Below are 15021 nucleotides of genomic sequence, written 5' to 3' on the forward strand. Positions count from 1 at the left end.
GCATGACTTTTGTCAGAAATGCATGGTATGTCGCAGCATGGAGCGCGGAGGTGCCGGAGGACCGGCCCTTCTCACGTACGCTGCTGGGCGAGCCGGTGATGTTGTTCCGCGATGCACAGGGCCGCGCGCTCGCGCTTGCGGATCGCTGTCCGCACCGCTTCGCGCCGCTGCACAAGGGCGATGTGCGCGACGGCACGGTGGGCTGTCCGTATCACGGCCTGCGTTTCGACGGCACGGGCCGCTGCACGCTGAATCCGCATGGCGACGGCCGGATTCCCGAGGCCGCGCGCGTGCGCAGCTATCCGCTTTGCGAACGTCACGGCGCGATCTGGATCTGGATGGGCGAGCCCGCGCGAGTGGACGCCGCGAACGCGGCGCTGCCGGACTTTTCGTTCATCGATCCGGCGCAGAACGAGGTGAGCACCGGCTACCTGCGTACACGCGCACACTATCAACTGAGCGCGGACAACCTGCTCGATCTTAGTCACTTTCAGTACCTGCATCCGGACACGCTCGGCAGTGCGGCAATCGCGCGGGACCCGGGCCGTTTCGCCCAGGCGGGCGACACAGTCCGCGCGCACCGTTGCGCGCAGGCCGAAGAACTTCCGTCGTTTGTCGCGCAAGCGTTCGGCGTGCCGGCGGGGATGCGCGTCGACCGACATCTGGAAGTGCGCTGGGATCCGCCCGGATTGATGGCGATCGACGTCGGGGTGGCACCGGCCGGCATGCCACATGGACGCGTGTCGCGTTCTGCCCATCTGCTCACACCAGAGACCCGGACTAGCACGCATTACTTCTTTGCGTTCGGGGTGCCGAAGACGCTCGGCGCGGCTGCGCGAATGCTGGTCGACTACGCGCTTGCCGGACTCATGACACCGTTTCGCGACGAAGACTTGCCAATGCTCGAAGCGCAGCAGGCTGCACTCGGCGACGCCGATTTTTGGGCCTGCCGGCCGGTGCTGCTGCCGATCGACGGCGGCGCAATCCGGGCGCGCCGGGTGATGGAAAGCAAGCTTGCCGAGGAGGCGCAATGAGCGGACTAACCGCTGAATTGCGCGGCTCCACGGCGCATGCTGAAACGGCCCACGTACCGTCGGGGCCTAAGACATCGGTCGCAAGCGGTGGCGCTGCCGCTCACGGCCCGACGAAGTACGCGGCCGGGCCGTCTGCGGTATGCAACCTGAACGAGTTGTGGATCCGCTGCATTCTCGACGTGGTCGCAGCGACCGGCGTACGGCGCGCGGTGTTATGCCCGGGCGGCCGGTCATCGACGACAGTGCTGGCTGTGCACGATCATCCCCAGTTCATCGATGCGCTCGTGTTCACCGACGAGCGCAGCGCAGCCTATGCCGCGGTCGGCATGATGAAGGCGTCGCGCGAGCCGGTGCTGATGGTGACGACGTCGGGCTCGGCGGTGGCGAATGCCGTGCCCGCGCTGACCGAAGCCGACGAGTGCGGGTTGCCGCTGCTACTGCTGACTTGCGACCGCCCGCGCACGCTGCGCAATAGCGGCTTCGGCCAGATGATCGATCACGTCGGCGCATGCCGCGCATTCGTGCGCGCGAGTATCGATCTGCCCGATCCCGCAAGCGATGTGGTAGCGCTCGCCGCGCTGCGGCGCGACGTGGCCGCCGTGCTGGTGCAATGTCGCGGAGCGAAGCCCGGTCCGGTGCATGTCAACGTTCCGCTAGGTGGCCTTTACGATGCTTCCGAACCGCAACCGGTGCCTGCTGATGCACTACGTGAGTCCGCTCGCCCGGTGGCGCCGCTCTCCGTGGCGCCGCGCGCGGCGAACGACATCGGCGCGCTGGCGGCCCGGCTCGGTTTGCGTGCCGGGATGCGCGGGCTGGTGGTGACCGGCCCGGACTGCGACGTGCCGCTCGCATGGCTTACGGAATTCGCACACGCGGCGCGCCTGCCCGTGCTGGCGGACACCGGCAGCGGCTTGCGCGGCAGCGGGTTGGATCAGGTGCTCAACGGGCACGATGCGCTCGCGCTGCATCGTGCGGTGACTCGCGAGCGGCCCGATCTGGTGATCCGTTTTGGGCTGACGCCCGTCATGCCCATCGTGCAGGACTATCTGAAAACGCATCCGTGCCCGACGATCAAGATCTCCGGTGCACCCTGCGAGCGCGACTATCTGCATTCGAGCTTCGAACCGCTCGTTGCGCCGAGCCGCGACGAATTGCGCGCATTGGCGGCCGCACTCGCCGGCGGCGACGCGGCGTGGCTCCGTGCGTGGCAGGCAGCGGAGCGCGAGGCGGCGAGCGCGCGCAACGACGTGCTGGACGCGCTCGACTGGGGCGAGTTGCCAGCCATGCGCGAGCTTTATGCGCACGACGGCTTCGCCTTTCTGCATCTGGGCAATTCGATGCCGATTCGCCACGCGGATTTGCTATACGACACACGAGCGAACGGTCAGGCCGTCTACGCCAATCGCGGTGTATGGGGTATTGACGGGACCCTCAGCACCTTCATCGGAGAGGCGCGCGCGCGCGGCGACGCGGGGCTGCTGGTGCTTGGCGATCAGGCGTTTCTGCATGATCTGCCGGCGCTTGCCACTGCCCAGCGGGTTCAAACGAGTGCCTGCGTGTGCGTGCTCGACAATGGTGGGGGCGCGATTTTCGATTTCCTGCCGCTCGCGCGACTGCCCGGCTATGAGACGGCGATCCGCAACCCATACAGCTTCAACGCCGCGGATATGGCGCGCGCGTTCGGCTTGCGCCATGCGCGCGCTGCGAGTCGCGACGAACTCCGTGCTGCGCTCGATGCGGCATGCACGCACGTTGGCGTGACCGTGCTCGAAGTGCGCGTCGCGCCCGGGTCCGCGGCTGCCGGCATGCAGCGAGTCGCGCTCGCGCTTCGCGCGGCCGCCTTCAAAACCCCTTCGCACCCGGCCCACCCATGACCAGCAGCTTCAATCACCGCCTTGCACGCCATCTGCGCTTCCTCAGTGCTGCCGAACCCGACAGCGTGTTTCTGGACGACATGCAGCAATTGATCGACGACGCACGCACCGCCGCTTGCGAACGCCCGCCACGGCGGCGCGGCGACGTGCTGCGTGTGTTGTTGCTCGGCTATGTCGGCGCGGGCAATACCGGTGCCGACTTGCGTGCGATCGAGATCATCCGGCAACTGCGGCGGATCTTCGCCGGCCGGGCGCTCGATATCACGCTGTTTACCTGTGGCGAACTGATCGACCACCCGGTGCTCGCATCGGTCACGCGTTTCCAGCCTGAATCGCTGTATGTGCCCGACGCGCTTGACGCCGCGCTGCCGCGCTTCGACGTTGTGCTCAACGTCGAGGGCTCGACCTATACGTCGAAGTTTTCGGATGCGCTCGCCGGCATGTTGATCGGCGGCGTCGCGCTGGCTGCGGCGCATGGCGCACTGGCTTGCGCATATGGCGTCGACGCAGGCGCGATGACGCCGCGCCTCACGCGCTTCGCCGCGGCGAACGCGACGGATGCGCTGGTGTTTTGCCGCAGTTCGGGCGCGTCGCGTCAACTGGATGCGCTCGGGATCGCGCCGCGCGCTGGCGCGGACACCGCGTGGCGTTTTCGCGCCGGGGCGGCGGATGACTTGCCGCCATCGTTCGCGGCGCTGTGTCCGAACAATCCGTATTGGTGGCCCGTGCGAACCGACGCGCGCCGCGCCTACCTGCTTGACGGCGCCGACGTGGAATCGCCGCTGCGTCACGGGCCGCTGACTTTTCATACGTGGGACGAAGAGCGCGCGCGACGTTTCGCCGCCTACAAGGCGGGATTCGCTACGGTAGCGGCGGGGTTGCGCGCGCAGGGCATCGAGCCCGTGCTTGTCGCGATGGAACGGCTCGATCTGGCCGTATGTGATGAGATCGCCGCGTTGCTGCCGTTCCCGTTGCGCATCGTCGCGCGCGGCCGCGACTCGCTCGACGCGGTGGCTGCCGCAGTCGCCCATGCACGCTGCGTCGTGACTACGCGATATCACGCGGCGGTACTCGCGATCGCGCACGGCGTACCGGCTGTGGGGGTGTCGATGGATTCGCGCATCGACCGCCTGTTCGATGATGCAGGTGTGCACGGCTGGACCTTCAGTTGCGACGATCCGCTATTCGGCGCTCGGGTGCTCGAGCATCTAGCCTCGTGCGGGGCGGCCGAACGACGTTCGTTGCGCGATGCCTGCGAGCGGTTCGTCGCGACTCAACGGCAATGCTTCGACGAAATGGGGCTGACGCTGCGAGACACGCTCGACGCCTTCGTCGAAAGCTGAGGACCGTGCAGCGTCACCGCGTACTCGTGAGTTTCTGTGCGCAACGGCGATAGCCACGCTGGACAACCGACGGTTTGGCGCAATCGCCTGGTTCGTGTCATTCGGACGCGAACCAGGCATTCCTTGTTATTTCTGCTGCAAGCGAGGCCCGCTGGATGAGCCACCGCCGGGCGAGCCGCCCCCGCCAGGCACACTGTAGCTGTTCGGGTCCCCGCCGTCCCCGCCCCCGCCCCCGCAAGGCGATGGCGTGGGCTGCGGGTTCGGCATATTGCTGCTCAACGAGTCCATCACCTGTTTCATGAATTTGTCCGCGAAGTTCTGCGCTTTGGTTCCGAATGAATCGGCCTGGTTCTTGATAAAGTCCAACCCGTTGTTCAGGCCGGGGAATGTACCGCTATTGCCTGGTATGTCGATGGGCATATCGTCCTCATGGGTAGTCAAACAGGAAAATGCGAGCGGCCATGATGGGCGGCCGGCACGCTGCATGACAATCTATCGGTGGGGAAAAACATGTTATACGGCGCCGCGAAGGCGTTGAGCGGCGCACGAATTGTGCGGATGCCGTGTCCGTGCGGCGTATGGTGCGTCACGCTTGGAGGCCGCGGCGGTGCGGCATTCGTTTATGTTCCGAATTCTAATAGAGGCGAAAGGTGGTCTGCTGTGAAGAGCGCGGTTCGCGCCAAGCCGTGGAAGTAAGGTCTGGTGACGCAGTGCGTAGATCCGGTCGGCGTTCGGGTGAGGCAACGGCGCTTCGTGTAATGGTTCGGTTGCGCATGCATCGAATTGAGAATGGTCGTCGGCAATGTGTCGTTTGAGCGTGTTCGAAAAATGTTCAGGACTGCGCGTTGTCTTCTATTTAATTTTCACTCTATTGGGTGGCCAACCATGATGGATTCAGTAACAGGCGACAGCATCGTTCCGCAAGACACCAGTGTTCCAACGCAAGCACATCGGAGTGGGACAATCGCGCCCCCTCCCTCGCCAGTTTCGAGTAGGCCTCACGCGGTGCATGGGACCGTATTGGGGCCGCTCGAGGGCGCACGTAATGCGCTGAAGCCAGGGATGCCTTACGAGCCGGTCAAGCCAGTGGTGAAGGTAACTGACGATGTTGAAGGAGAGGTCGAGTTCGCCACGGCTCGCGAAAAGCGCATGACCGGAAAACAGGCGGAGTTTGAGATAACGAATGCACTGGACAATAGAGCTAGGCACGCCGCCAAACTCAATTTGGCGCCAGTCGTGATGAACACTGATCTCGATATACTGGGAAACAACTTCGATAAGGCGAAGAGTCTCCTGAACGAGGGCACCGAAGCGTCCGTCGTGTTGAAGGCCGACGGCTATGGTCTTGGTGCGTCGGAAGTTGCGCGGGAGCTCGAACAGAGAGGTTGCAATAAGTTCTTTGTCGCGGCGCCTATAGAAGCCATTGACTTGCGTGATACTGTCAAGCCACAAACGAAGGTGTATTTGCTTAACGGATGCACCAGTGATGAGATAGCCCATAACCTCGCGCGAAGGGGAATCACGCCGGTGCTTAACAGCCCGGAAGAGGTGAGGATCTGGAACGTAACCGCTCGACAGCGGGGTGAGAAGTTGCCGGCCATCTTGCAATTTGAAACCGGCATGCATCGCGAAGGCATCGATACCGGTGAGCGTAAAGGTATCAAAGCCCACGAGCGCAAAGAGCTCGCGCTCGGCAGCCCCGAGCTTGAATTCATCGAGATCGAATATATTATGAGCCATCTGGCCACAGCCGACGAAGCCGTGCCCGACACGAACGCCGCCATGCCCGGATTGCGTAAGCCCAGCGAGGCGATGGAACGGCAGCGCAAGGAATTCGATGAAATCGCCCTTGAATACCCCGGCGTTAAACGCTCGCTCGGGGCTTCGGCGGGTATGCACGTCCCCGATTATCAATACGACCTCGTGAGAATGGGCGGCGTAGTGCATGGTCAGCAATTGTTCGCGGACGGATCGAGCGATTACGTTCAGCCGGTTCGGGTTACGGGCAACGGCACGGTGAAGGTGCGTCACCTGAAAGAAGGGGACGCAGTCGGTTATGGTGGCACGTTCGTAGCGCCAGGCCCGATGCGGGTGGGGACCCTCCAGGCGGGTTATGCCGATGGATGGCCTAAGCAAGGCGGGGGCCACGTGCTTATTAACGGGCAGCGGGCGCCGATCATTGGAAAGGTATCCATGGACATGATGACAGTCGATTTGGAAGGGATTGACCTCGGTGACGAGAGCGAGATTCAAAGGCGCCGTATGGACCCCAACGCTTCAAGCTATTTCCCCCACCATTTCGACGGCCACAAGGACACGCCCAAAATGCTGGAGCTGGACTGGAAAAATGCAAAAAAACCGCCCACGATCGAATATATAGGTCCTCAGCAAACCTTCGACGATGTCGCTAAGAGGGCAGGTACGAATGCGTCGGAGTTGTCGATTAACATGGGCAAAGGGCCACGCGTTGGGAAGCGATTCGTCAAGGGCGACCAGTGACGCACCGGTGGTAAGCCACTGTGTTGCATGAAAACGGCCCGCGTCAGTGATGACGCGGGCCGTTGTTTTCAGCAGCGCGCGAATTAGCTGCGGCTACGCGGGCGGTGTCCCGCTGTCTTCGGCGGACTTACTACTACTGCTCGTCTTGATCGAATTCCTGCTGATTGACGGCCGTGGCGACGGCGGCAACGCAGGCGGATCCTGCGAAGGCAGGTACTGTGGATCAACGAATTCGGTGCCTGCCTCCGTGTCGTGGACGTTTCCGCTGTTCGCGGCGCCGACTGAGGCGGAGTCGACCGGGGGGGCGTCGTCAATGGGCGCGTCTTCGATGGACGCGCCTCTGCTACCCGGCCTTTCGCCTTCGCGCAGGTCGGAAAGCGCCATCGAGCGGGTCGAATTCGGGCGGGTCCAATTCTGGTTATGCGAGGTGTAGACTACGTCGCTCCCGTGCTGCGAGCCGGTGTCCGGGTCTTGGGTCGCGGGCGGTTGCGGTTGCCCGGAACTCGCATTGGCGAATGGTTCATACAGGATGGCAGTGAGCGCAAAGAAATAGAGATTGTTGAGGTACTCCTGCTTGGTCGGGTCGCGGACGTATTGCGAAATGATGTTGGACCCGATGATCGACATATCGAGAAAGGCGGAGCGAACCGGAAACGGACCCAATGCGCCATTGATGACGTTGTGCCGCTGATAGCCGGCATCGGTGGTTCTCAACTGTAACGTTTTGCGGTCGAGCGCCGCACCTATTCCGCCGAAAGCGACGTCTTCGACAGATTCGCCCGCACCGTTCAAGCCGCCGCGAATCAGCGCATGAGAGCCCTGGATGCCTGCGCCCGCAATGAATGCTGACGGACCCGACGGTGACGCGAGTTTCGACATGCCGAGGTTCACGAGAAACTGATCGATCCCGTAGACGAGGCTGATCAACGCAAAATGCAATTTACTCGGCGGGTTGTCTCCGGCATTCAGGTTGTTGAGCCGCAGGCGCGACTGCACGACAATGTCGCGCATGAACGTATAGCAGGTGAACGCGAGAATCTGTGACGCGGAGGGCGCCATTTGCCCAAACGCGATGCCTAACACCGTCGCGAGCAGCGCTCCGCCGGCCATGATCAGGCGCGAGCGTTGGCTGGCTGCTGTCTCCGTGCCGTGCATCTTGTCGCGCGCGAGGCCCATCATCAGCAGCATAACCGGCAATAGTGTCGTCAGCGTGGCAATCGCTGTGCGTGTGTTGTTGTTCGCGCCCGCATCTGTCAAGGCATTCTCGATTCCGTAGCTGAGCAGTTGTCGCAGCGTCGTCGGCACCACCACGGCTAACGAGTTGCGCACGGCGACGTTCAGGATGGATTCGAAAGTCTTTGCCGCCTGACTTGTGAAATCCTTGTTCGCGAAAATTTGTGCGCCGTATTTGTTAACAAACGCGAGGCATATCGCAAACGCGCGTTCCTCCCGCGTGGGCGTCGCGCTCAGAAGTGAGTGTGCGTCCCGGACGAGAGCGTCAACGTCCACATCGGTGTGCACGCTGGCGTCACCTGGATGACGGGCCGTTCGTATCACGTCGGACTTATGCGACGGGCCGGCTGGCGGCGCCGACACGTGACGCAGTTCGCCGTGATCGATGAATTCCCGGAGACTACGCGTTGCGTCGGAGTCGTCATCTTTCGAGTGGTCTACGAGTTCCTTGTCAAGCGAGTCAAAAAGCTCAGTCAATGGCTTGTCGAGGTCCGCTGAGCTCGAGCCCGTATGCCCGGCAGTCTTTAGCTCATCATGCAGATGGCTCCGTAGAGCCTCTATATCCGCGTTGCCAGGAGCGGCCGCGATCATGTGATGGCTCGATGGCGGCGGCGTTCCCGCCCGGGAGTGCGAGCGTGTCGTCGAATGGTGCTGGCTTGACGGCGGTCTGGCGGGCAGATCTTCGAGCACATAACCATGTTGTTTCGCTGATGAACTGGTTTTATGGTCCGGCATGACGGTGGACGGTGGATCCAGATCCGTTCGCAGGTGCGGTGCGGAGTTTTGCGAAGAGGACGCGTATATATCGGACATGATGCCTTCCTTACTTTAGAGGGAGTAACGAGCGAACCGAAATGTCATGACGATGCCCGACGGCATGCAAGCGGCCCCGGCTCGCGCGGATTGTTACGTTGCGCGTAGTGCGAACCGATTCTGCCTGGATGACGATTCGTCACAAATGGCAGCCCGAAGCAATAGGAATTGACGCGAAGCGCATTCGCGCGGACGCCCGCAGCGAAAACGCGGCCGGAGCGAGGCAAACAGGCGAAGGGGAAACGGAGCAGGACAGCAGCGTGCGCGGTGTCGCGGCGTTGCGCCGCTGGAGAGGGTATGCACAGCAGCGGCGGTCCGCACCGCCGTGCTGCCGTCAGTACCGGTGAAACATTCGCTGCAATTCGGCGCTCCGCGCTTCGCGCGTGAGCGCGAGCATCAGCAGGATACGGGCTTTCTGCGGTGCCTGGTCATCGACCACCAGCCAGTCATATTTATCGTCCGGCTGCGCGCCGTTGCGAATCACCACCCCGCTGCCGGTGCGCGATGCGCGCACCACATGCAGCCCTTCACGCCGCGCCCGCAATAGCGCGCCGACCACGTGTTCGGCGACGTTGCCGTTGCCCGTTGCCGCGTAGACGATGCCGCTCATGCGTGCGTTCGTCACCGCGTCGACCATACCCGCGTCGATGCCGCCGTGCGCATAGACGATGCCCACTTCGGGCAGCCTGTCGATCTCTTCGATCGACCACGGCGTTTCGAGCGTATGGCTGCGCGCCGGCTCGCGGTAGTAGCGCGGCATGCCTTCGACGACATAGCCAAGCGGCCCGTACGGCGAGCGAAACGATTCGAGTTTGAACGTGCTTGTCTTCACAACGTCGCGGGCGGTATGGATCTCGTCGTTCGATACGACGAGCGTCCCTTTGCCGCGTGAGGCCGGACTGCTGGCGACGAGGATCGCGTTGTACAGGTTCAGCGGACCGTCGGGACTCAGCGCCGATGGCGGGCGCATCGAACCGACCACTACGACGGGTTTCATGCTCTTGAGCGTCAGATGCAGGAAGTAGGCCGTTTCGTCGATCGTGTCGGTGCCGTGCGTCACGACGACGCCGTCGACGTGGTCCTGCTGCAACAGGCGGGAGATGCGCGAACCGAGCAGCAGCAGGTGCTCGGTTGCAAAGTTTTCCGAGCCCATCTGCAGCAGTTGCTCGGCTTGCAGGTTCGCGAGCGATGCGAGTTCCGGAATGCCCGACAGGATTTCATCGACCGACACAACCGAACACGCATACGCGGACGTGTTCACCGACGATTCGCCGCGGCCGGCAATCGTGCCGCCGGTGCCGATTATGGCGATGTTGGCCTTCACAGTTGGGGTCCTCCTTGTTGGGTATGCGCGCGGCCAGTCAGCCGTGCAGCGCAAAGGTGCCGCGATCGATCTGCCCGTCGCGACCGTCGATCCAGTCGGCGAGCAATTGCGCCGAGCCGGTCGCAAGCGTGAAGCCGAGCGCGCCGTGGCCCACGTTCAGCCAAAGGTTCGGATACGGCGTCGGCCCGAGGATCGGTGTGCCGCGCGGCGTGGTCGGACGCAGCCCGGTCCACTCCACTGCAGCGCTGTGGTCGCCAGCGTGCGGGAACATCTCGGCGGTCTCCTTGCGCAACGTGGCGAGCCGTCGCGGGTCCGGCGTCAGCGAATAGCCAGTCAAATCCGCCATGCCCGCGACGCGCAACCGGTCGCCGAGGCGTGCATAGACGATCTTCCGGCTGAAGTCGGTCACGCTGAGCCTTGGCGCAATCGAGGTTGCGCGAGTCGGAATCGTCAGGCTGTAACCTTTGAGCGGATAGATCGGTGCGCGTATGCCCAGCGGTTTCAGAAGGCGCGGGCTAGCCGCCCCCGCGGCCAGCACAATGCAATCGGCCGCGAGCGGCTTGCCGCCGCTTTGCGCCACGACGCGGCCATCGGCCGTGCGGTGCAGCGCGTCGATGTTCGTGCGAAGCCGGAATTGCACGCCGCGCTCGACGAGCAGCGCTTCAAGACTCCGGCAGAAACGATAGCAATCCGCGGTATCTTCGCTCTCGGTGTAAATGCCGCCAGCGAGCCGGTCGCGTAGATGTTCCAGCGACGGTTCCAGTTTCACGCACGCATTGGCGTCGAATGCCTGCTGTTCGCAGCCGAGTGTGCGCTGGAACTCCAGCAGCGCCGTTGCCGCATCGAATGCGTGCGCGTCGCGGTGCAGCACCAGCTTGCCGGAGCGTACATAGTTGAAGTCGAGCGACGGCTCGTCGCGGACCATCTGATGCATCAGCGTGCGGCTCAGAAACGACAACGCGAGCAGTTGACGCGTCGTGCGGTCGCTTTGTGCCTGCGTGCAGGCGCGCACGAATTCGGCACACCAGCGCCATTGGTCGAGGCTGGCCGACGGCCTGAAGCGCACGGGTGAATCACCGCGGCACAGCCACCCCGGCAGTTTCGACAGCACGCCGGGACCGGCGAGCGGCGCCACATAGCTATAGGACAACTGGCCGCCGTTGCCATAGCTGGTCTCATGCGCGACGGCGGCGTTGCGGTCCACCACCGTCACGTGATGTCCGGCGCGGCGCAGATAGTAAGCGCTCGACAGGCCGATTACGCCGGCGCCCAGAATCAGAATTTCCATAGATATCCTGCGAACGTCCGTGCGCCTGATCAGGTTTGCGCGGCGAGCGGCCGGTACGCGAGCGCTTCGATTTCGACCGCCGCCCCGCCGACGAGCTTTGCCTGGGTGGTCGACCGCGCCGGCCTGCATGCGCCGAAGAAGTCTGCGTAGACACGATTGAACTCGGGCAAATCGTCGATGTCCGCGAGCCATACAGTGACTTTCACGACGTCCTTCACGTTGCAATCGGCCAGCGCAAGCGCTCGCATCAGGTTGGCAAGGGCCTGAGCTGCCTGGCTGCCGACGTCTGCTTCTATCAGCGCGCCGGTGCTGTCGCGCGGCAACTGACCCGAAGTGAACACGAAGTCGCCGGCCCGTACTGCGGACGACAGTGGTGGGGCGCTCGCGGACGGAGAAGACCCCTCAGGATTCAGGTAGACGATCGGCATCGGTTGCAAAGTTCCAGTAAATCGGGCGAGCGCCTCAATGGCAGCACGGGATGGCTGCGAATGTACGTGGAATCCCGGGGGCGGGAATTGTACCGATCAGCGAAAAAATAGAACAAAGACGACAGGATGCAACAACGTAGAGGCGGTCGCGCGCGGCGGGGTCGTTTCAGGTATGGGCTGCCGCGTGCCGGTCGCCGTTTTCGCGTTCCGCCTCCGCGATGCCTGCCGATGCGCGCAATTTACCCGGGGTCACGCCGTACGCCTGCTTGAACACGCGAATGAAGTGCGCCGAATCCGCGAAACCGCACTCATACGCGATGGCCGTTACCTTCTTTGCTGTATTCAGCAGCATCCAGCGCGCGTAGCGCAATCTGATGCGCCGATAGAATTCATTGGGCGAGGTGTTCACCTCGGCGACAAATGCGCGCTCGAGGTTGCGCACGCTGGTACCCGACATCTTCGCGATCACCGAGATGTTGAGCGGCGCTTCGAGGTTTTCCTCCATCAGCACGATCGCGTGCCGCACGGTGATGTCTTCGACGCTCAGGTACCCGAGCGCACGGCGCCGCTCGACGAACGACGGGCCGCTTTGCCGGCTCACCGTCATCTGGTGGACGACCTTCGATGCGCGGTCGGGCCCACAATGCAGGCCGATAAGGCGGGTCGCGAGTTCGATCACCGAAACGCCGCCGGCGCATGTGATGCGGTTGCCGTCGATCAGATAGTCGGCGTGCGATCGCACACGCAAGGCCGGGAACATCTTTCGGTAATCTTCCAGATGGAAGCTGTGCACGCACGCGACGCGGTCGTTCATCAGGCCCGCGCGCGCCAGCACGAAACTGCCGGTGCATATGCCGATCAGTGCAACGCCGGCGTCCGCCGCCTGCTGCAGATAATCCCAATATCTCGGATCCACCTGATTGAGATACGGTAGCAAACCGCCAATCGCGACGATGTAGTCGAACTGCGTGACGTCGGGAAATGCGGCCTGTATGGAAACCGTGACGCCGCAACTCGAACTGACCACCTCGTTGGATGCGCCGACGATCTTCCACGTACAGCGTAGCGGCCGGCTCTGGTCGCCAAGATCGGCCGCATGGCGCAGCGCGTCGCATAGTCCTGCGAGCGATAGCAGTGGAAAGCGCGGCCATAGCAGAAAACCAACATTGAGTTCGGCGCCCAGGCGGTCGGTCGTCTGATCTGTTGCGCCCGATGTGTCGAGACGGTCCACCAGTTCCCGAGCGGTGGACCGGTTCGGATCGGAGACAGAATATTCGGTAGTAGCCACAAGCACGCCTTTGTCGGTAAACGCCGCCAGTATAAGGGCGCACAACGCGTGCTGCGGGCTGGCGCATTTGTTCTGTTTTCGGGCAAATGGATTCAATGCCGTTATTTTCTTTCTGGCTAAATTCCCGTCATCCATTGAACGGAATCAGTCCGCGCACGTGCGATGCCGAATCACATATGCCGGGCGTTGGATGTTCGCTGGTCGCGGGGAGCGTCAGGTCCGCCGGGTCCGCTTGCCGTAGGGCGGCGGAGCGGCGAGGCGGATCACGCGTTCTGACAGGAACCATACGAGTGAAGGTGAAGCATGAGCAGATTCATAACGGTTCGTCGCACGGTGACGATCGGCATTATGGGTGGGTTGGTCTCGGCCAGCATCGGTGCTGTGCAGGCGGACGAAATCGTGAGGATCGGACACGTTGCGCCGTTGACGGGCCCGAACGCGCACCTCGGCAAGGATACGGAAAATGGCGCGCGGCTCGCAGTGGAGGAGATCAACGCGAAGGGGCTCGTGATCGGCGGCCAGAAGGTGACGCTCGTGCTGGATGCGCAAGATGATGCGTCCGATCCGCGTCAGGGCACGCAGGTCGCGCAGAAGCTGGTGGACGATAAGGTCGTGGCCGTTGTCGGCCACATGAATTCGGGAACGAGCATCCCGGCATCGAAGATTTACAGCGACGCGGGTATCGTGCAGGTTTCGCCGTCGGCAACCAATCCTTCATATACCCAGCAAGGATTCAAGACGACGTACCGCGTCGTCGCGACCGACGCGCAGCAAGGGCCGGCGCTTGCCAACTATGCGGTGAAGACGCTGAAGGCGAAGACGGTGGCGATCGTCGACGACTCGACCGCTTATGGCCAGGGTCTTGCGACGGAGTTCGAGAAACAGGCGAGGGCGAATGGACTCACCGTGTTGTCGCACGACGCGACCACCGACAAGGCGGTCGATTTCCGCTCGATTCTGACGAAGATCAAAGGCGAAAATCCCGACATCATCATGTACGGCGGCATGGACGCGACGGGTGGTCCGTTCGCGAAGCAGGCGCGTCAGCTTGCGATACGCGCGCGGGTGATGGGCGGCGACGGGCTATGCGCGGACTCGCTCGCGCAGCTTGCGGGGGATGCGGTCGGCAACGTCGTATGTTCGATCGCCGGCATGCCGCTCGCGAAAATGCCCAATGGCCCGGCTTTCGAGAAGCGCTATGAGGAGCGTTTCAATCAGCGCGTTCAGCTCAACGCACCGTTCGCGTACGACGCCGTGTACATCGTCGTCGAAGCGATGAAGCGAGCTGGCTCGACACGCCCAGCCGACATCCTGGCGGCGATGCCCAAGACCGACTTCACGGGTGTGCTGGGCGAGACGCAGTTCGATGCACGCGGCGATCTGCGCCAGGGCGCGATCTCGCTGTACGACTACAAGAATGGCAAACAGACGCTGCTCGACGTCGTGAAGATGTAGCGCGGTTACCGCGACCTTTAGTTGTTGTCTCGGTGTCGCCATGCAACGGCACGCATGGGTGCACGGTACCGCACCCGGTCGCTGCGATCTCACAGCCGCGGGTCGTGGGTTGCATTACCGACACCCTTCATCGGCCCTACCAAAGCCCGCTGACGCGCGCCGGTCCCCCCGCGCGCCCTTTTCTCTTGCCATCATTCGCCATCGCGCAGCGCCCGTGATATGCACGCTCGCGCCGCGCGCGTGCGGGCGGCTTATCGACGGAGACTCTTTAGATGGATATTTTCATCCAGCAGATCATCAACGGACTGGTGCTTGGTAGCGTCTACGCCATCATCGCACTGGGCTATACGATGGTGTACGGCATTCTGGGCATCATCAACTTCGCGCATGGCGACGTGTTGATGATCGGCGCAATGGTCGCGTTGTCGGCGATCGGCGTGCT

Annotated in this window: 12 protein-coding genes; 6 read left to right on the forward strand and 6 right to left on the reverse strand. The window is 62.9% G+C overall.

Annotated features, from left to right (window positions below; genetic code table 11):
- Positions 1-2: 2 nt before the first annotated feature.
- Genes BX592_RS23995 through BX592_RS24005 form a run of 3 tightly spaced genes read left to right on the forward strand, consistent with a single transcriptional unit; the run spans position 3 to position 4251 of the window.
- Positions 3-1034, forward strand: a complete 1032-nt coding sequence (locus BX592_RS23995; protein WP_134195230.1) for an aromatic ring-hydroxylating dioxygenase subunit alpha — start codon at positions 3-5, stop codon at positions 1032-1034.
- Positions 1031-2908, forward strand: a complete 1878-nt coding sequence (menD, locus tag BX592_RS24000) for a 2-succinyl-5-enolpyruvyl-6-hydroxy-3-cyclohexene-1-carboxylic-acid synthase (RefSeq protein ID WP_134195232.1) — start codon at positions 1031-1033, stop codon at positions 2906-2908. The genes BX592_RS23995 and menD overlap by 4 nt, the downstream gene beginning before the upstream one ends.
- Positions 2905-4251 carry a polysaccharide pyruvyl transferase family protein gene (locus tag BX592_RS24005; protein WP_166676443.1) on the forward strand — a complete coding sequence of 449 codons (1347 nt, stop codon included), beginning with the start codon at positions 2905-2907 and terminating at the stop codon, positions 4249-4251. The genes menD and BX592_RS24005 overlap by 4 nt, the downstream gene beginning before the upstream one ends.
- A 126-nt stretch (positions 4252-4377) precedes the next feature.
- Here BX592_RS24005 and BX592_RS24010 read toward each other — a convergent pair whose 3' ends face one another.
- Positions 4378-4671, reverse strand: a complete 294-nt coding sequence (locus BX592_RS24010; protein WP_134195237.1) for a hypothetical protein — start codon at positions 4669-4671, stop codon at positions 4378-4380.
- Between the two features lie 642 nt (positions 4672-5313).
- Here BX592_RS24010 and alr point away from each other — a divergent pair.
- Positions 5314-6750 (forward strand): alanine racemase, encoded by a 1437-nt coding sequence (gene alr, locus BX592_RS24015; protein WP_166676444.1) that lies wholly within the window; start codon positions 5314-5316, stop codon positions 6748-6750.
- A 93-nt stretch (positions 6751-6843) separates the two neighbouring features.
- Here alr and BX592_RS24020 read toward each other — a convergent pair whose 3' ends face one another.
- The 5 genes from BX592_RS24020 to BX592_RS24040 form a co-directional block, all read right to left on the reverse strand.
- Positions 6844-8079, reverse strand: coding sequence for a hypothetical protein (locus BX592_RS24020; protein ID WP_134195242.1), 1236 nt, complete (start codon positions 8077-8079; stop codon positions 6844-6846).
- A 1051-nt stretch (positions 8080-9130) separates the two neighbouring features.
- On the reverse strand, positions 9131-10120 hold the full coding sequence (locus tag BX592_RS24025) for an asparaginase (RefSeq protein ID WP_243849703.1): 990 nt from the start codon (positions 10118-10120) through the stop codon (positions 9131-9133).
- 37 nt (positions 10121-10157) lie between these two features.
- Positions 10158-11408: a D-amino acid dehydrogenase gene (locus BX592_RS24030; RefSeq protein WP_134195244.1), complete on the reverse strand. Its 1251-nt coding sequence runs from the start codon at positions 11406-11408 to the stop codon at positions 10158-10160.
- 29 nt (positions 11409-11437) lie between these two features.
- Complete coding sequence (locus BX592_RS24035; protein WP_134195246.1) at positions 11438-11836, reverse strand: RidA family protein; 399 nt, start codon at positions 11834-11836, stop codon at positions 11438-11440.
- 166 nt (positions 11837-12002) lie between these two features.
- Positions 12003-13124, reverse strand: a complete 1122-nt coding sequence (locus BX592_RS24040; protein ID WP_377681652.1) for a GlxA family transcriptional regulator — start codon at positions 13122-13124, stop codon at positions 12003-12005.
- Between the two features lie 348 nt (positions 13125-13472).
- Here BX592_RS24040 and BX592_RS24045 point away from each other — a divergent pair, with 348 nt between their 5' ends.
- Positions 13473-14579 carry a branched-chain amino acid ABC transporter substrate-binding protein gene (locus BX592_RS24045; RefSeq protein WP_134195281.1) on the forward strand — a complete coding sequence of 369 codons (1107 nt, stop codon included), beginning with the start codon at positions 13473-13475 and terminating at the stop codon, positions 14577-14579.
- 272 nt (positions 14580-14851) lie between these two features.
- The coding region (locus BX592_RS24050; protein ID WP_425022177.1) for an ABC transporter permease subunit at positions 14852-15021 on the forward strand (170 nt) is incomplete at its 3' end.

Origin of the sequence: Paraburkholderia rhizosphaerae (genome assembly GCF_004366595.1) — a bacterium.
Classification (GTDB): domain Bacteria; phylum Pseudomonadota; class Gammaproteobacteria; order Burkholderiales; family Burkholderiaceae; genus Paraburkholderia; species Paraburkholderia rhizosphaerae.